The 17525-nt window shown below is 33.6% G+C and carries 16 protein-coding genes; 14 read left to right on the top strand and 2 right to left on the bottom strand.

Features of this window, described 5'->3' with window-relative positions:
* The first annotated feature begins 10 nt into the window (after window positions 1–10).
* A complete protein-coding gene (locus ACXAFV_RS13295) occupies window positions 11–1396 on the top strand; it encodes a zinc-ribbon domain-containing protein (protein WP_475127123.1) in 1386 nt (461 codons plus the stop codon).
* A 188-nt stretch (window positions 1397–1584) separates the two neighbouring features.
* On the opposite strand, the gene ACXAFV_RS13290 is transcribed toward ACXAFV_RS13295, so the two are convergent.
* On the bottom strand, window positions 1585–2664 hold the full coding sequence (locus tag ACXAFV_RS13290) for an FtsZ/tubulin family protein (protein WP_475127121.1): 1080 nt from the start codon (window positions 2662–2664) through the stop codon (window positions 1585–1587).
* Window positions 2665–2934, bottom strand: a complete 270-nt coding sequence (locus ACXAFV_RS13285) for a hypothetical protein (protein WP_475127120.1) — start codon at window positions 2932–2934, stop codon at window positions 2665–2667.
* Window positions 2935–3200: 266 nt separating this feature from the next.
* Here ACXAFV_RS13285 and ACXAFV_RS13280 point away from each other — a divergent pair, with 266 nt between their 5' ends.
* The 13 genes from ACXAFV_RS13280 to ACXAFV_RS13220 all read left to right on the top strand — a co-directional run bounded on the left by ACXAFV_RS13280 (window position 3201) and on the right by ACXAFV_RS13220 (window position 17519).
* A complete protein-coding gene (locus ACXAFV_RS13280; RefSeq protein ID WP_475127118.1) occupies window positions 3201–3374 on the top strand; it encodes a hypothetical protein in 174 nt (57 codons plus the stop codon).
* A gap of 44 nt (window positions 3375–3418) precedes the next feature.
* The gene (locus ACXAFV_RS13275) at window positions 3419–4495 is read left to right on the top strand and encodes a zinc-ribbon domain-containing protein (RefSeq protein WP_475127117.1); all 1077 of its coding nucleotides are present in this window, start codon (window positions 3419–3421) and stop codon (window positions 4493–4495) included.
* A complete protein-coding gene (locus tag ACXAFV_RS13270; protein WP_475127115.1) occupies window positions 4485–7094 on the top strand; it encodes an RNA dependent RNA polymerase in 2610 nt (869 codons plus the stop codon). Before ACXAFV_RS13275 ends, ACXAFV_RS13270 begins: the two co-directional genes overlap by 11 nt.
* A gap of 132 nt (window positions 7095–7226) precedes the next feature.
* The gene (locus ACXAFV_RS13265) at window positions 7227–7514 is read left to right on the top strand and encodes an HU family DNA-binding protein (RefSeq protein WP_475127114.1); all 288 of its coding nucleotides are present in this window, start codon (window positions 7227–7229) and stop codon (window positions 7512–7514) included.
* Window positions 7515–7668: 154 nt separating this feature from the next.
* Complete coding sequence (locus tag ACXAFV_RS13260) at window positions 7669–8964, top strand: PhoH family protein (protein WP_475127112.1); 1296 nt, start codon at window positions 7669–7671, stop codon at window positions 8962–8964.
* 89 nt (window positions 8965–9053) lie between these two features.
* Window positions 9054–9260 (top strand): hypothetical protein, encoded by a 207-nt coding sequence (locus tag ACXAFV_RS13255; RefSeq protein WP_475127111.1) that lies wholly within the window; start codon window positions 9054–9056, stop codon window positions 9258–9260.
* A 3-nt stretch (window positions 9261–9263) separates the two neighbouring features.
* Window positions 9264–10481, top strand: coding sequence for a hypothetical protein (locus ACXAFV_RS13250; protein ID WP_475127110.1), 1218 nt, complete (start codon window positions 9264–9266; stop codon window positions 10479–10481).
* A gap of 96 nt (window positions 10482–10577) precedes the next feature.
* A complete protein-coding gene (locus ACXAFV_RS13245; RefSeq protein WP_475127108.1) occupies window positions 10578–11156 on the top strand; it encodes an ATP-dependent Clp protease proteolytic subunit in 579 nt (192 codons plus the stop codon).
* A gap of 112 nt (window positions 11157–11268) precedes the next feature.
* Window positions 11269–12114 (top strand): hypothetical protein, encoded by an 846-nt coding sequence (locus ACXAFV_RS13240; RefSeq protein ID WP_475127107.1) that lies wholly within the window; start codon window positions 11269–11271, stop codon window positions 12112–12114.
* 2 nt (window positions 12115–12116) lie between these two features.
* A complete protein-coding gene (locus ACXAFV_RS13235; protein ID WP_475127105.1) occupies window positions 12117–13901 on the top strand; it encodes a terminase large subunit domain-containing protein in 1785 nt (594 codons plus the stop codon).
* Between the two features lie 79 nt (window positions 13902–13980).
* Window positions 13981–15453 (top strand): hypothetical protein, encoded by a 1473-nt coding sequence (locus ACXAFV_RS13230; RefSeq protein WP_475127918.1) that lies wholly within the window; start codon window positions 13981–13983, stop codon window positions 15451–15453.
* 34 nt (window positions 15454–15487) lie between these two features.
* Window positions 15488–16957: a hypothetical protein gene (locus tag ACXAFV_RS13225; RefSeq protein WP_475127103.1), complete on the top strand. Its 1470-nt coding sequence runs from the start codon at window positions 15488–15490 to the stop codon at window positions 16955–16957.
* A gap of 31 nt (window positions 16958–16988) precedes the next feature.
* Window positions 16989–17519: a hypothetical protein gene (locus tag ACXAFV_RS13220; protein WP_475127102.1), complete on the top strand. Its 531-nt coding sequence runs from the start codon at window positions 16989–16991 to the stop codon at window positions 17517–17519.
* Window positions 17520–17525: the final 6 nt, after the last annotated feature.

Raw genomic sequence — 17525 nt, 5'->3', positions numbered from 1 at the left:
AAAATACATAGTGAAGAAACCGTCTTTAAATGAAACCCATCCACATTTGTTGGAGGAATGGCACAATAGTAAAAATGAATTAATATTTAATGAGTGTCATAGAAACACAACCGATTATGCGTGGTGGATATGCAAAAGATGTTCCCATGAATGGCAAAGTAAAATAAAAAGCAGGGCTGTATTAGATTCAGGTTGCCCAGTCTGTAGAAAGAAAGCGATGTTCATTGATATTAAAAATGAAGTTCTACTTAATGAATACGACAAAGAAGCTAATGAACTACAAATTACTGAACTATTTAAGTATGACGAAAGGGTAGTCAGTTGGGAATGTTTAGAATGCAAGAATAAATGGAAGAAATCAGTTGTAAGTAGGGTGAGGGATCATAGCAAGTGTCCACGTTGTAAAAACAAAAAACAATTTAGAGGGAAGAAAATAGTTCATCATAATAAGGATTTGTTACTGGAGTGGGATTTCAAAAGGAACACTGAACTACATTTATTCCCAGAGGATTTCAAGCAAAGCTCATCAGATAATGTTTGGTGGATTTGTAGTAAGTGTAATAATAATTGGAGTGAGAGTATTAATAAAAGAGTGTCGGGAAAAGGATGTCCGTTGTGTGAAACCGATCCTCATGATCTATTCATATACAAATCTGTACATATACTAAATGAATGGGATTTTAAGAAAAATTTAGAATTTGATTTAAAAGTACTTCTTAATACATCTACAGAGAGAGCATGGTGGAAATGTTTTAAGTGTGAGCATGAATGGAGATGTAAAATTAATTCTCGCTCAATTTTTAATTCCGGCTGCCCAAACTGTAACAATCGCCAAAAAATTAGTGGAAACAGTAAGTCTCTTATGAAGGACACTCACCCTCATTTGTTGAAAGAGTGGGATACTTTAAAAAATTCTATTGATTTGGAATTCGTATCAACTTCTACTGAAAAGAAGTACTGGTGGAAGTGTAAAGATTGTAGTCATGAATGGGAAACTCAAGTAAAAGCTAGGACACTCCTAAATTCTGGATGTCCGTCTTGCAAATCGTCTAAAGGAGAAACTAAAATAGCAAAGCTACTTGGCAAACACAGCATTAATTACCAACGTGAGTTTGAATTTGACGGACTAGTAGGATTGAGGGGAGGAAATCTAAGGTTCGACTTTGCCATCTTGAATAAAATAAATAAACCAATATTACTCATTGAATATGACGGTGAGTTTCACTATTTCAAGGTGTTTGAAAATGACAGCCACGAAATACTTGTAAAACATGATGAAATAAAAAATGAATACTGCAAAACAAATCAATTAAATTTATTAAGAATTCCATATTGGAGATCCAATGATATAAATAAGTTAATAACTAAAGAGTTAAATAAGTTAAACTTAATCTAATATTATTTTACAATTATACATAATACTTTTCATTACTCAGAAAAAAGGTTCATATTTTTCATTACTCATAAGCTCAGTAATTACTCAGACTATGAAAATACGCTCAGTAATTACTGAGTAATGAGAAGACCAAACTTCGAGTAATGAAAATCTTCATACCAGTAATGAAAATTTAATATATTAATATATCACTTTTTATATTTTGCAAGAATACTAGACAAGGCTTTCCGTTGCTTATTTGGTTTGTTCAAATTAACTTGTGATTTCACACTTACTCTGTGGCTTTCATTTAGTACGTTTTTAAGCGATTCAGAATCAGCAATGGTTTTACCCTCAATCTCTTTTAATCTGCTCATATTGAATGATAATCCTGTAAATATTAGACGTAAGATACCTTGTGTATCATTCGGATACCATCCTTCGAAAATATCCATTGGTTGATTGTTGAATTGATTAATTACTTGCTGCAGGTCGATCATTTTCATTAATGATTCCTGACCGTAGAACACTGAGCCTAGACGGATAATTTTGTTTGTAGTTGGTTTCATGAATATTGAGTGAGAGTTGGATATTGATTTAGGTAGGTTAGTTAGATTGACCTGAGAATTCAAGTTGGTGAGATTCATTGAAGTGATTGTAGACCATCCAACAGTTGAGAATAGTTTGAGTAAATCAGTCTGATCAAGATTGGAATATGGACTATTTAAAGAAGTTTGAGAAATTATTTCATTAATGGTTGTGAAAAACGATTCGTTTACTTCTTTATATAGTGAGAGCTTATTTTGAGATGTTGAATGGTTATTATCAATAGGAAGTAAGCAGACATCGACTTCGCTTAACTCTTTGATACATTCAAGCGTATTTAGATGTGAAATAGTGCTTTCTGAGTGGTGAGGGAGAATTGGTACTGCAACTACAGTTTTATCCTCTAATTCACTATTTAGAAGCTCAATAATCATTGGTGCAATACCTGATCCACTTCCACCACCAGTTGAAAATACTACGAAGATTATTTTTATTGATGAGTGGTTAAATTGCTCTTTTACAACATTGACTGTAGTTTCCCAATTGTTCTGCATAAGTTTAGTGGCTAATTCCCTTTCCTTCCCTACTCCCTCGCTACCCAATAAATGATGCTTACTTTGAATATGCTCACAACTCTGCAAATCACTTTGAGAATAGTTGATGGCTAGTGAGGGATAGTTATGTTTGGCGAAAATATTCGTGATGTTTGATCCACCCTGCCCCAATCCAATAACTCCAATCATTTACTCCACTCCCTTTATGTCTTTGATAACTTGCTGCCCATATTGACTTAGATAATAAGAAAGTTTTCGTTTTCCGGTTGACACATTAATAAAGCATGTGGCTTCCAGACGGTTAATTGACTTCCTAAATGCTGATTCCGTAAGGTTTAAATCGGTTAAAATGTCACTTTTATCGACTGAAGAAAACTGATTAGTTGCCTCCTTTTCATTCATTGAATTAAGAATCACAATTTCCTCTGGTTGCAATCTACTCACTAATTCTTGAAACAACCTTAACACCTCTTTCTGTGCGAGTATGTGCGAACATGTGCAAGTTTGTGAATACATGTGTGAGTTTGCACTTGCTCGCACGAGTTTGTGCTTACTTGATGACACTATATGTAGATAAGGATTGTCTTGATACCAAATAATAATAAAAGTTGTGATATTTCAACTTATGTTAGGCATTTATTTTAAATATTTTAATATTAGCTATTGTATTATATAAAATAAATTGATATAATCCTAAGTAAGAAGATTGATAGGAGGTGATTACAATGCAACGAAGAAGAAAAGGTGCATCACGAATGACATGGGAAGATGCTTACTTTGATGGAGAGATTGATCCGAGGTATCAAGGTTTCTGTGAAGAAACTGGCACTAAGTTTACATATAAGCAAGATGATGGTTGGGATAGTTATGATGAGTATGAGGAAGATGAAGAGTATTGATTGATACATACATATTAAAGTAAATAAATTGATTAAGACAGGATGTGATTAAATTAGCGATTTTAGAACAGACATACACTATTAAAATAAGGAATAATTATAAGCATTATCAGAAACTTGGCTATGCACTTCCTACTCATATTGATAAAAGGGGAAAGCTCAGAGTTACTATGGGTAGCGATTTGATAATTGATATAAACCACTTACCAAAAGGCTCAAGTTACGAAGTTACAAAAATATGTGACTATTGTGGAAGAAAAGTAGAAAAAATGCCATATACAGCACTTTTAAAACAACGAAAAAACAACAATGGGAAAGATGTTTGTATAAAATGTTCAATTAGGCATCGAGAATTAATAAAATCTAAGTCTAATTCACTTAAAGATAATTATCCAGAGTTAAGTATCGAGTGGATCAAATGTCTTTCAGAAGGATACGAAAATTACACTCCTGAAATGGTAAGTCCTAAGAGCAATCAGGCAGTATTATGGAAATGCTCAAAAGTTGATTGTGGGAATGAATGGGGAGCAAAGATTTCTGATAGAACAAATGGGAGTGGATGTCCTTACTGCCACGGTAGACTTCCAAGTGACAATAACAGGTTATCTCTTCGCCATCCAGAGTTAGTGAATGAATGGCACTCTACTCTTAATGTACTTTCACCACATGAGGTTACATACTCATCACATAAATTAGCTTGGTGGAAATGTGGTAAGTGTGGGAATGAGTGGAGTACTCCTATTTATAGTAGAACAATAACGAAGTCTGGATGCTCTGTGTGCTCAGAATCAAAGGGAGAGAAGCGAATTAGGAGATGGCTAGAGAGTCAACTAATCTCTTTCGAACATCAAAAAACGTTCAAATCTCTATATGGAGTAGGTGGCTTCCCTCTTTCTTATGATTTTTACATTCCTAATAAAAACTTGTTGATTGAATACCAAGGACAATTCCATGATGGGACTGTCTCGTATCAAACCAAGGAAGAGCACTCAATACAGGTTGAACATGATAAACGAAAGCGTCTTTACGCAGAGTTAAATAATATAACATTGCTAGAAATTTGGTATCAAGATTTTGAAAACATTGAATCTATTCTAAGGGAGGCTCTTAATGACCGATAATAAGCAAGTATACATACTCAGCCTAGAAGCCAGTGATATTTACAGTCATATGCATAGAGAAACATCAATTAATTATGATTATTGCGGAATGATTCCATATAGTCTTGAGTTGTTGAAACTAAGAAAAGAAGGCTTGAAAGTAAAATACATAAAAAGTCGAGACAAAGAAATTAGTAATGATATCATCAATGTTAAATTTAATCAAAAAGTTAAGTCCGGTTTAGAGCTAAAAAAGTTAGTGAATAAAAAAATTGAAGGTAGTGAAAATGAGAAATATACTAATAAACTCAAATCTTTTGTTAACCTTATAAATATTGACGATACAAAATGGAGTGAAATTAGCCCAGATAAGCTACGTGAAAATCTCTATTTAGAGGGTTTTACAATTAACTACTACAACAAGAAGACGGAAAAGACCACTCCTGTTGACTATGTTGTATATAAAAGAAGTTCATCGAAAAGTAGAACTGGTCAATGTCTATTTATAAAAAAGAGCCTCTATAATAAGATGATCAAGTGGTCAAGGATGAACCTCCCCTTGAGAAAAAATATGGAGATAGATCTTGCAGGGCTACTTGCGTATGAGTCACTTGTCGGATCTTCACTTGAAAATGTTATAAAGATTAACCCTGATAACATACTCATGGTCGATGATGTGAATAGTAAGTTCATGAGAGTTAGTAATGTTGTTAGAACTGGTGGAGATGGTTTTTTAGATAGTTTTAAAGAAAAAGTGGAAATAAGTAATTCACTATTTGACGGTGAATCGCTTTTAGATAGCAAATACTTTGAAGATGGAGTCTCAATGAAACTCCTGAGAAATCACATGTTTAAATCTGCTGCTTTTAATTGTAATATTCAAGAATTCCTCATTGACAACAAACCTAAAGATGTTTGTTTTGAGGATTGGGAAATATCAGATATGTTCGGGAATTCATTATTGGCTTCGAAAATCGAATTAATTTGCACACCGAGCAGCCTAAAAGCTCTAAAATTTAGCAGTGTTTTAGGTGACAATAAACAAATGTGGGAGTATTGGAAAAAAGTAGTGACCAATGATGGAAATCTTTTCGGTGTTTGCAAACATGATAAAAAATCTAAGCTTGGATATGATGAAAATGGAAACATCATGCAGCAAACTTCATATCAAATGATTAACTGTTTACCTATTCAGAGAGATGATATTAACAAATTAACGCAAGTTGAGAAGGAGTATATCTCAAGACTAAAGAATGATAATGTCTTTTTCATGGAAAAGGTCAAAGAAAGTAAGACCTTGATAAACAGTAATGAAATGCTTTTTGATCTTTACACATTGAATAAGAATTTCATACATACTAAGCTATTCAAGGAATTTCGCAAAGGTTTTATCCGAAATCACATTAATCATTCCAAAAAAGGCAAGGTTAAGTTAGTTGGAGACTATTGTGTGATGCTAGGAAATCCCCTAGAATTTCTCTATCATTCAATAGGTAAATTTAATCCCAATAATTTTAAATTAAAACTTAAGGATAATGAGGTCTACACCAAGTTGTTTCAAGACGGCAAGGAGTTGGTTGGTTTCAGAAATCCAAACACCAGCCCATCGAATGTATTAATTGCAAAGAATAAATATATCCCTGAAATAGATAAATATTTCAACTTAACAGACAATATAGTCTGCGTGAATGCATGTGATTTTGAATTGCAGGATATGCTGAGTGGTTGCGACTATGATTCTGACACAGTAGTCCTTTTTGACGATGAGAAACTTTTAGAGCTTGGAAAGAGATGCTATGGACGATATGATGTATGTACAAATAAGGTTGAGAGCCAGAAGAAGAAATATAAACTTAATAAAGAATGCATGTTTGATATCGACAATCAACTCTCAACTAGTCAAAGAAACATAGGAAAAGTTGTTAACTTGGGGCAATTCTGTATGTCTGCCTATTGGGATGAATTAAATAATAATGGAAAATCTGATATCTCAAACGAGTTACTTAAAAAAGTAGATGTGATGACTGTGCTAAGTGGAATATCTATTGATATGGCGAAAAAATTCTACGATATAGATATAGATCAGGAAATAAGAAATGTGGAGAAGTTGGAGTATTTAAAATCAAGAAAAAAGAAGCCTAACTTTTGGAAGTATGTTAGTCAAAGTAAGACAATTTTGAATAGAATAAAGCACTATGACTGCCCAATGGATTATCTTATTGAAGATTTAGAAAGTATCACTCCTGCTCTCCCCCAAGATAAAATCTTTATTGAGAGTTTCGTTAATGATTATACTCCTAATAAAGTAAATTATAAGCAAATAGATAAGATTAAAGCCAAGTTAATTGCACTTGATAAAAAAATTAAGAGCGAGAATGCATCTAACTTAGATAAGAGCGAGAAATATGTTATTATTGAAGAGTCACTTAAAGAAGTAACTGAACAAATTGGTAGACTTAAATTAAATGAAGATACAATCAACGCCTTAATACAATATTTCATCAAAGATCATCATAATTTACTCATGAGGCTTTTAAGTATTATTCACAAAGAACATAAAGAAAGCCTACTAAAAACCTTTAAAAATGGGGATTTTGAGCACTTTTTGTCAGATGAGTAAGCCTTGAACCCTTGATACATAAGGATTTCTGCGGTGTGCAATTGGAAAGGCTTGATATGTCAGTCTTTTTAAATTAAATAAACCATTATAAATTTACATATGATACAAAGGATGAAAAGGAGGATCTTTAAATTGGCAAACAGAAATGACTTAAAGAAAGCATTAAAATCAAAGCTTGAAGTTAAAGGTTTAAAACTAAACAAAGATGAGATTAACTTAGTGGCTGATTCTTATGAAGAAACAGTTATTGAATTATTACATAGAGATGATAAAGTAGCCCTTCAGGGGTTTGGTAACTATGAGGTTCGAGAGCGTGCAGCCCGTAAAGGTCGCAACCCACAAACAGGTGACGAAATTGAAATTCCTGCAAGCAAATCTCCTGCCTTCAAGCCAGCAAAAGCACTGAAGGATCAATTCTAATTTTTTATATAAAATAAACTAATGTTTAATAACAGAGCAGACTCTCCCCTGCTCTGTTCTTTTTTATTATCAATACTTAAAGACAGGTTCTACACCCCCTCACTCTCCCCCTGTCTTGCGTTTTATCAAATCTAATAAATTAAGGGGCATGTCGATGAAAAAAATCTATGTATTAGACACAAACATTCTACTGTCAGATCCAAATGCAATTTACTCATTTGGAGACAATGATATCTTAATTCCTACAGTCGTACTTCAAGAATTGGACTCAAAGAAAAAATTAATGGATGAAGTTGGTCGTAATGCTAGATATATAAGTAGACAGATTGATAAGTTGCGTGAAAAAGGTAAGCTTCATAAAGGAATTGAATTGGTGACTGGCGGCATAATTTCAACCACTCAAGCTCCACTTACATCAGAAGTCTACACAACTTTCAATGATGATTCAAATGATTCTAAAATTATTGCAACTGCACTATCGGTGCAAGAATTTAATAAAGATAAAGATGTTGTACTTGTTTCTAAAGATGTTCTGGTACGTGTAAAAGCAGATATGTTCCTTAAAGCAGAGGATTACTTGAATGATAAGGTAATTAGCACATCCGAAGAAGGATATAAAGGATTGACACATTTAGAGGTTGATTCTGAGGACATTGATGTTTTCTATAGTGAGAAGAAATTAATTTCACCTGAGAAATTTCATCCTAACCACTTTGTCTTACTAAAGAGTGGAAACAAAAGTGCAATGACAATGTTTAGAGATGGTTATTTACATCCTCTATATAATTATGATGAAAAGGAAAGCACGTTTGGTTTATTTGCAAAAAATGTTGAGCAAAAGTTTGCATTAGAGCTACTTCTTAATCCAGACATCCCATTGGTGACAATGTCAGCGAAAGCAGGAACTGGGAAAACTTTACTAGCTCTAGCAGCAGCTCTTAAGCAAGCAGTTGATTTAAATAAATATAAAAAGGTATTAGCAGCAAGACCTGTAGTGCCTATGGGTAAAGATATCGGATATTTACCCGGAGAAAAAGAGGAAAAACTAAGACCTTGGATGCAACCTATTTATGACAATCTAGAGTTTCTATTCAATGCTAAGACGAGTTCAGAGTTAGATAATATCCTTATGGGATATGAAGACATTATTCAAATTGAAGCATTGACCTATATTCGTGGTCGAAGTATTCCTGAACAATTCATCATTATTGATGAGGCTCAAAACTTAACACAGCATGAAGTCAAGACCATCTTAACTCGTGTCGGAGAAAAAGGAAAAATTGTTCTTTTAGGTGATCCCCAACAAATTGATCATCCATACTTGGATGCATTCTCTAATGGTCTTACATATGTAATTGAGAAAATGAAAGATCAGAAGATTGCTGGTCATATTTCATTAGTAAAAGGTGAACGTTCAGACCTTGCTCAATTATGTGCGGATATTTTATAGATTGATTAGCATGGCTTAAACTATGCTTGGCGACACACTACTCTCACAAAAATAAATTAATATGAGGATATACAAGGAGGAGTTTTACAATGGGTAAGAAGTTTACTAAGAATATTAAAGGTTTCACTGAGAAAGGTTTCTATAATCCACATACAAATGTAATCACGGGTTCTAAAGATGGCGAAGAAACTAATCTATTAGAAATTCTATCTCTACTAGCTAAAGACGGACTTGAAATCTCTGTTTCCCTTAAACAGGAAGATACTATTGAAGATATTGAAGGGTCTGAGGGTTAATAGATGATAGATAACATTCTATTAAAAAGACGAGATGATGAAAGTGTCTTGGATTGGAAGATTAGAATTTGTGATAATAAGGAGAAATATAACCTAACTTGGGAAGATATTAAAGACCTTATCAATGATGAGACTGGTGAAAGCAACGGTGAATCAGTATATCGCAAATGGTGGTACTCATTCTTTCAAGGAATGGAATTCTCTAAGAAGCAAAACCTTGAATCTAATGAAGTATTAGATGAATTAGAGTTAAAGAAACTTGAATTATTAGAGGAACGTAAAAAACTTCAAGCTATTCGAGTTGAATATAATAAGATTGCTCGTGAAAAATCTCGTAAAGAATTAATCTTTGAGCATGTTTCTGAAAAGATTGAAGAAGTTGGTAAATCACCTATACCTGAATTCAAATTACTTCAATTAAATAAATCTGAACGTGGTTCAATTCTAGCATATGGTGATGAACACTTTGGTAAACAGTTTGTGAGCAATAACAATGAGTACAATGAGAAGATTTACTTGGAAAGAATGAGTAAATTGCTTACTGATACTGTTAACATTGTGAACAAAGAAGACTTGAATGAGTTGACTGTAATCAACGGTGCTGATTCCGTTGAAGGAATGGCTCTGCGTGTTAGTCAAATTACTGCTCTACAACACGGATTCATTGATCAGGTCATCAAGTATGCTCGTTATAAAGTTGAGTGGCTAAAAGAACTTTCTAAATATGTAAAAGTTAAATATAAGCACATCCCTTCCGCAAACCATACAGAACTTCGCTTACATGGTTCAAGTCGTGGTGAGATGCCTAAAGAAGATGTAGAACGTGTAATTGCTGTATACATACATGACATGCTTAAAGATAATGAGCGTGTCGAAGTTGAGTTATTTGAAGAAGGTATTATTGACTTTGAAATGTTAGGATTTAATTTTGCTGCATGTCATGGTCATCAACTTAAAGGTAAAAAAAATGCATTAAAAGATATCTCTATGATGAAGCGTAAATTCTTTGATTACCTTTATATTGCACACTTCCATCATGGTAGCACATTGACAGTTGGTGAATCAGAATCTAATAATATTGAAGTTATTCAAATGCCTTCGGTAATGGGATCTGATGAGTACAGTGACTCATTAATGACTGGTGCTAAAGCTGGTGCAAATCTCTCTATCTATGAAAAAGGTAAAGGGAGAACAATTCAATATAATATAACTTTAAACTAAAATAATAAATAAATCAATACATATATTTCAGGTATGATCATATTTTATTTATGATCCGATGCCTCCCCAATTCTAAATTAAGTGGAGGTTTTAAAAATGGATATGTTTTTAGAAGAAGCAAAAACAACTTTACTGGATCAAGTTGAAAAAGATTTATTTAAAGATCGGGTCATTTATCTTAATGAAGATATTTCATCTTACACTATTTCAAATATTGTTCCTCTCATCCATAAGATTAATAAAGAAGATGAAGAAGTTCCTGTGGAAAATCGGAAACCAATTCACCTACATGTCACATCGTATGGTGGATCAGCTTATGACGGTTGGCAATTAGTATCTGTAATTGAAAACAGTAAAACACCTGTTTATACATATGTCGAAGGATATGCAATGAGTATGGGGCTTCCTATTTACTTGGCTGGTCACAAACGTATCTTAGGTAAATATGCAAGCCTCCTCTATCATGAGTTGCGTGGTGGAGCTAGTGGAACTCGTCAAGAAGTTAAGCGTCTTGATAAGGAATACGATAGGTTGCAGAAGATTTATGATGATTACATTATTTCTAAAACTGCAGTAACTCAGGAAATCCTAGATGACCATCAAGAACGAGTATCAGATTGGTACATTGGTCTAGAGGAATCTACCAAATATAAGATGTATGATGAATTGATTTAAATAAATTAATGAAATACATATTTTAACGTAAGACTTCTACTCTGCTCATCCGGTTAGATAATCTGGTGAGCAGACTTAGGTGTCTTATTTTTATTGGAAAGAAGGTGAGTCAATGGCTCAAAAGATTATTTGTTCCAGTTGTGGAAAAGGAAAAGATGCTACTAGAGACTATTACTCATCACACTCCCCTTTTCATAAGAATACTGGACGTATGCATGTATGCAAAAGCTGTTTTTTAGAATATGTGAATGAAGATATAGATAAATTAAAAGATGCATTGAGAATGATAGATAGACCGTTCTCTACTGAAATATTAAAAAGCTCACAAGAAGAAGCTGAAGCCAATGGTAAATCTATGGTGGGAATGGTTATGAAGAACTTGGGGCTTCGCCAGAACAGAACATTGACGTGGGCTGATAGTGAATTCAAAGGTCACGTTAATCATCAGGACGTTGATGATGATTCAGATATTGAGAATGAAGTTGATGATGTAGTCATTGACAAAGAGATGATAAAGATGTGGGGTCGTGGCTACAAGAAAACTGAGTATGAATACCTCTCCAATTTTTACGATGAGTATAGACACAGTTATGCCACTGATACTCCAGTACAAATAAATTTGTACAAGAATATAGCTAAAGTTCATCTTCAAGCCGAAAAAGAATTAGCAGAAGGACAAACTAAAGTATTCAAAGAGTTAATGGAGTTATCGTCTAAGTTACACAATGATGGTAACATCAAACCTATTCAGTCAACTGGTGCTAATGATGATCGTGGGCTATCCACTTATGGACTTTGGATTAAAACAATCGAGCAAGATGAACCTTGTGAATATTTTAAAGATAAACCTGCTTACGAAGATTTTGACGGATTTAAAAAGTACATAGACAAGTGGTTTGTTAGACCTTTCAAAAACATCTTTAACATTGATAAGAACTTTGACGTTAAGGATGATTGATTATGGGATCATATAATAAATTTCAAGTAGATAGGAATAAAAACTCAAAAGGTCAGAACCAACTTGATAAAGTTCAAAATGTAAGCAAAGTAAAAGACAATTTAAGTAAAGATGAAAACATGAGACTTCAGATAAGAAAATGGACATCATTTTATAGATTGAATATCCATAGATTTATTGAGCATTACTTTGGAATAGAGTTATTCTTCTTCCAAAAGGTATTGTTATTTTTTATGAATCTTAACGCCTTTTTCATGCTTGTGGCAGCAAGGGGTCTCTCAAAATCGTTTATGATTGCAATCTTTGCTTGTGCTCGCTGTGTGTTATACCCGAATTCAAAGGTCATAGTTGCATCAGGCGTGAAAAAACAAGCCAAGTTAATTATAACCGAGAAAATTGAAAAAGAATTAATGCAGAATCCTAATTTAGCTAGAGAAATTAAGCAAATAAAGTCATCCTCAAACGATGCCACAGTTATCTTTCATAATGGATCAACAATTGAAGCTGTAACTTCAAGTGAAAACTCAAGGGGTTACAGGGGAAATATTTTGATTTTGGAAGAATTCAGGATGATTGATGAAAATATCTTAAATACCGTTCTTAAACCTTTCCTAAACGTATATCGACAACCACCTTTCTTAAAGAAAGAAAAGTACAGTCATCTACGTGAAGAAAACATAGAGTTATACATTTCAAGTGCATGGTACACCTCACACTGGATGTGGAAGTCAATGCAGAGTGCGAGAGATATGATGCTAAAAGGTAAGGACACAATGATATTCTCAATGGATTACTTGACCTCCTTACATCATGGTTTATTGAGTGAGAAAAGGATAAAGAAAGAGCGTGAAAGCTCAAATTTTGATGAGATATCATTTCTTATGGAGTATGAAAACTTGATGTATGGTCAAAATTCCAATGCCATTTTTAAATTAGAGGATATTACTAAAAATAGGAAGCTTAAAAACTCATTCATTCCTATCAATAACCTTGACTACTCTTCTGTGAAAAATAAGAAGAAGGAAAAATTAAGAGATGGTGAAATAAGGGTAATTGGTGTGGACGTTGCCTTAATGGGCGGTAATGAGAATGATGCAACCGTATTTACATGTGTAAGACTTATTCCCAATGGTGACAAATATCTCAGGAAAGTTTCGTACATAGAGACAATGGAAGGATCTCATACAGACAATCAGGCAATTAGAATTAAGCAGTTATTTGAAGACTTCCAAGCTAGTTATGTTGCACTAGATTGTCATGGTAACGGTATGTCAATATATGATGCACTGGTCAAGGTTCTGTATGACGAAGAGCGAGATGTAGAGTACGAAGCATGGTGTTCTTTCAATGATGATGAGATGAAGAAACGAGCAAAATCTCCAAATCCACTTCCTGTAGTATTTTCTATTAAGGCTGGAAGCAAGATAAACCATGAAATAGCTTCTGCTTTGCGTGTAAATCTACAAAACTCAAATATAGAATTACTTATCAATGAGATAGAAGCAAAAGAACTCTTAGCAGAAAAAAAATCATTTCAAAATGCCTCACCAGAAGATAGAGCAATGCTAGTTCAACCATATGTCCAAGCAACTTTATTAGTGAATGAGTTAGTAAACTTAGAGCATGATATTGTCGGTGGGTACATTAAGATTAAAGAAAAATCAGGAAAGCGTAAAGATAGATACAGTAGCCTTGCGTACTGTAACTATTTAGCAAAAATACTTGAAGGTGAAAATTTACAAGTTGAAGATCAATATGATGACGATGACGACCTCGTTTATTTTTAAAATAACTTAATACACAGGAGGTGATACAGTGGCAGATAATATTAAAGAAATCGAAATTGATCAGGAAGAATATCAAAGAATGGTCAATGATTATCAAGATTATGTCTCCACATATGTTGATAGTTTTATATCAAATTTATTCTCAAAAGACATTATTAATGAGGTAAATGCAGAAGACCTTAAAAAGTATTTTTCCAGTCCAGATATGTTTCAAAAAGAGATTGAGAATTTGGCTCAGTACTATTACATTACAACAGCAGAAGTGCATCAACTCTATGAATTAATTGAAGCTTTACCTACTCTTAACTATAAAATTGAATCTCATGAAAAAGATAAAAATACGGATAAGCACATTGGCAACATTAATAAAATAATGAGGAAAATTAAGTATAAGCGTTTGACTCGTGACCTTTTAAAACAGACAACTACAGCAGGTAATACTATTGGCATATGGCTAGGCTCTAAGTCAAGCCCCTACCCTTTCGTATTTGACGATATGAAACACATTTTTCCATCAAACCGATACGAGAATGGTGAATGGGTTTGTGTAATGGACATGAACTGGTTTAAGAATATGTCTGATGATTTAAGAGAAATGCAGCTTAAAAATCTCTCACCTTTCATCACTGAAGAGGATTATAAGAATTTTCTTAAAGACCCTACAAAGTATCAGTATAAGTACTTACCTCAAGACAGGACATTTATTCTTAGGACTGGGACACTAAAAAGGAATCAAGGAATGGGTACGTCTTGGGTTACTTCCGGTCTATATGATGTGTTGCATAAGAAAAAATTAAAAGATGTTGAGCGATCAATTGCAAATAAGATTATCAATGCAGTTGCAGTGCTGACTATTGGTAGCAAAGATAATAATGGAGAATATTCAAACTTAAAGCTAAATAAAGGAATTAAAAAGAAAATCCATTCAGGTGTTAAAACTGCTTTAGAAAAGAATGAGCAAAATGGCGTATCGGTTGTGGCAATTCCCGACTTTGCTGCATTAGATTTTCCTGATGTTAAATCTGATGGTTTAGATGGTAAGAAATTTGAACATATCAATGGAGATATCCAATCTGCTTACGGGCTATCTGGGTCAGTCTTAAATGGTAGTGGTGGAAACTTTGCTTCAGCGAGATTAAATCTAGACACTCTTTACAAGAGAATTGGGGTTCTTCTTGAAGATGTTGAACAAGAAGTAATACAAAAGTTAATTAACCTAATATTACCTAATAATATGAAAGACAATTATTATCTTGAGTTTGACAAAGAAGCCCCACTTACTTTAAAAGAGAAAATTGATATTCTATCCAAGCTTAATGATAAAGGTTGGTCTATTAAACATGTAATTGATCACATTGCAGGAGTCAGTTGGGAAAGCTATTTGGAGCAAACTCTACACGAAACTGATGTACTTAAACTCCAAGACAAGATTAAACCTTACAAAACATCTCATACAATGTCCGATGAAGATGCTGGAAGACCTGTCAACGACAACTCAGATAATGATAACACAATTAAGTCTAAGACTTCTGATAGCAACAATACGCCATAATTAACGATCAGTCGCCTTTAAAGGAGGTGAGAATTTGACAAAAAAGCATACATTAAATCTTGTCCTAAATGAAATTCAACAATCAAATGATCCCACGATTTTAAAATGTACATTTATTGTACTTGATTATGATAAGTCTGGTAACAATGTAATTGTTGAAAAAGATGTTGCTTTAGAGGGTGGCAAGACGTTAATTAATAAACCAATTGTTGCAAAATATAATGAAGTTGAAGAAGCCAATACCGACACGGACAACTTTGGCAGTCATGAGCAATATCTTGGGGAAGATAGATACGGGAATTTAACAGTAAAAACTGATACAGTTCCAATCGGTGTATTTACTACTGAAGGATATGAAATGACTGTAACAATTGACGGTGAGAGTAAAGAGGTAATGGCTGCAGATGCAGTATTGTGGAAATCTAGGTTTTCTGACGCATGTGACTTATTACAAGAATGGTATGACAATGGTGTAACTATTAATACTAGTTGCGAATACCTCTATTCCAACTTTTCGTTTAATGACGGAGTTGAATATCATAACTCACCTATCTACTTTGAAGGACATGCAATTCTTGCCTCAGAAGATCGAGGAAATCAAAAAGAAGTTTTACCTTCTTATGAATCTTCAAGATTATTAAGTTTTAATGAAATAAATCAATTTAATAGATTAGTTGCACAGGCAATTGATCAACCAAATGTTCAAAAGGAGGATGAAACAATGCCTGAATTATTTAAAAAGGTATGTGAATTGTCTCACCAAGACATCCGTTCCCTTTTATATTCTAAACTAGATGCAAGTCTAGGAGAAAATGAATATTCTTGGATTTCAGATGTATATGAGACATATTTTGTAGCAAATATTTACAGTTTTGAAGAAGGAAATGAGTTTGATAAATACTTCAAGTTTGATTATTCAAAAGCAGAAAACGAAGATATTGAAGTTGATTTGGATTCTAAATCAGAAGTTAAGATCAAACGTGATTGGGTTGAAGTAACTGAAGTTCAACAGATGCAAAATTCTCTTGAAGAGAAGACTGCTAAAATTGAAGAAATGGAAATTCAATTAAACTCTGTGAATGAGAAAGTGGCAGAACTAACAACTGAAAAGGATGGTCTTGCAACAAAGTTCAATGAGGCATCTGAACAGTTAACTCAACTTAACTCAAAAGTAGAAGAATTGACTCCTTTCAAAGAGCAAGTTGAAACTGAGAAGTTTGAAAAAGCTCTTAATGAGAAGAAAGAATTTTACGCTGCTAAATTTAAAGCATTAAATGCTGATGAAAAATTTGGTGAAGATGAAATTCAAGAATTAGTTAGAAAAGCCGTATCTGATACTGAAGAAGGTACTAAAGCTACTCTTCAATTAAATTCAATGTTGGTTGATATGGTTGTACTTAAGCAAGAAAAAGAATCTGAAGCACCTGTAGTCAGAGAAATTGCTAGTAAGCGTGAAAACTTAATCCCTGCTAGTAATGACTTTGAAAGCAGATTTAGCTTATAAAAATTAAATTAATATTAGGAGGAATATAATCATGGCAAGTCGTTTACTTAAAGCAATGCAAGAAGTAGGAAATCATTCTACTGGAAATCTAAATTCATTAAAGGTTAAAACTCTAGCACACGGTGCATTAATCGAAGGTGCTGACGTAGACAATTTCACGATGGTCGAGTTGGGCTTCAATGCAGATGGAGAACGTACTGCAAAGCAACTTTCAGACGCTACTAAAAAAGGATATCTTATTGCATCTCCTGAAACTCGCTACCTAGGAGAAGCAGTTACAGATTTCTACAATGCTATTGGAGAACGTGCTCGTATCGTAATCCTTGAAGAAGGTTACACTCGTTTTGACACATCTGCATTTGCACTTGATGCTGCAGTTACAGAAGTTGAAAAAGGTCAAGTTGCTCACTTTGATGTAGCATCTAAAAAGTTTGTAATTCATGCTGGTGCTCACCTTGATTATGCTGGAGCTAAAGCTAAGTTCCTAGTAGTAAATAACGAAGAAGATATGGAATACACTCAAGGTCAACCTATGGTTCGCCTAGAAGTAATTGAAGCTTAATAATTA

It is taken from the genome of Rossellomorea sp. ABR4_012, assembly GCF_056159545.1.
Note: the sequence above shows the minus strand (reverse complement) of the source record. Positions and strands in the feature narration are given on the sequence as shown.

Excerpts from the sequence above, each read along its gene's own strand:
- ACXAFV_RS13290 (WP_475127121.1), bottom strand. The coding sequence starts at position 2,664 with ATGATTGGAGTTATTGGATTGGGGCAGGGTGGATCAAACATCACGAAT.
- ACXAFV_RS13280 (WP_475127118.1), top strand. The coding sequence starts at position 3,201 with ATGCAACGAAGAAGAAAAGGTGCATCACGAATGACATGGGAAGATGCT.
- ACXAFV_RS13270 (WP_475127115.1), top strand. The coding sequence starts at position 4,485 with ATGACCGATAATAAGCAAGTATACATACTCAGCCTAGAAGCCAGTGAT.
- ACXAFV_RS13260 (WP_475127112.1), top strand. The coding sequence starts at position 7,669 with ATGAAAAAAATCTATGTATTAGACACAAACATTCTACTGTCAGATCCA.
- ACXAFV_RS13255 (WP_475127111.1), top strand. The coding sequence starts at position 9,054 with ATGGGTAAGAAGTTTACTAAGAATATTAAAGGTTTCACTGAGAAAGGT.
- ACXAFV_RS13250 (WP_475127110.1), top strand. The coding sequence starts at position 9,264 with ATGATAGATAACATTCTATTAAAAAGACGAGATGATGAAAGTGTCTTG.
- ACXAFV_RS13245 (WP_475127108.1), top strand. The coding sequence starts at position 10,578 with ATGGATATGTTTTTAGAAGAAGCAAAAACAACTTTACTGGATCAAGTT.
- ACXAFV_RS13240 (WP_475127107.1), top strand. The coding sequence starts at position 11,269 with ATGGCTCAAAAGATTATTTGTTCCAGTTGTGGAAAAGGAAAAGATGCT.
- ACXAFV_RS13235 (WP_475127105.1), top strand. The coding sequence starts at position 12,117 with ATGGGATCATATAATAAATTTCAAGTAGATAGGAATAAAAACTCAAAA.
- ACXAFV_RS13230 (WP_475127918.1), top strand. The coding sequence starts at position 13,981 with ATGGTCAATGATTATCAAGATTATGTCTCCACATATGTTGATAGTTTT.
- ACXAFV_RS13220 (WP_475127102.1), top strand. The coding sequence starts at position 16,989 with ATGGCAAGTCGTTTACTTAAAGCAATGCAAGAAGTAGGAAATCATTCT.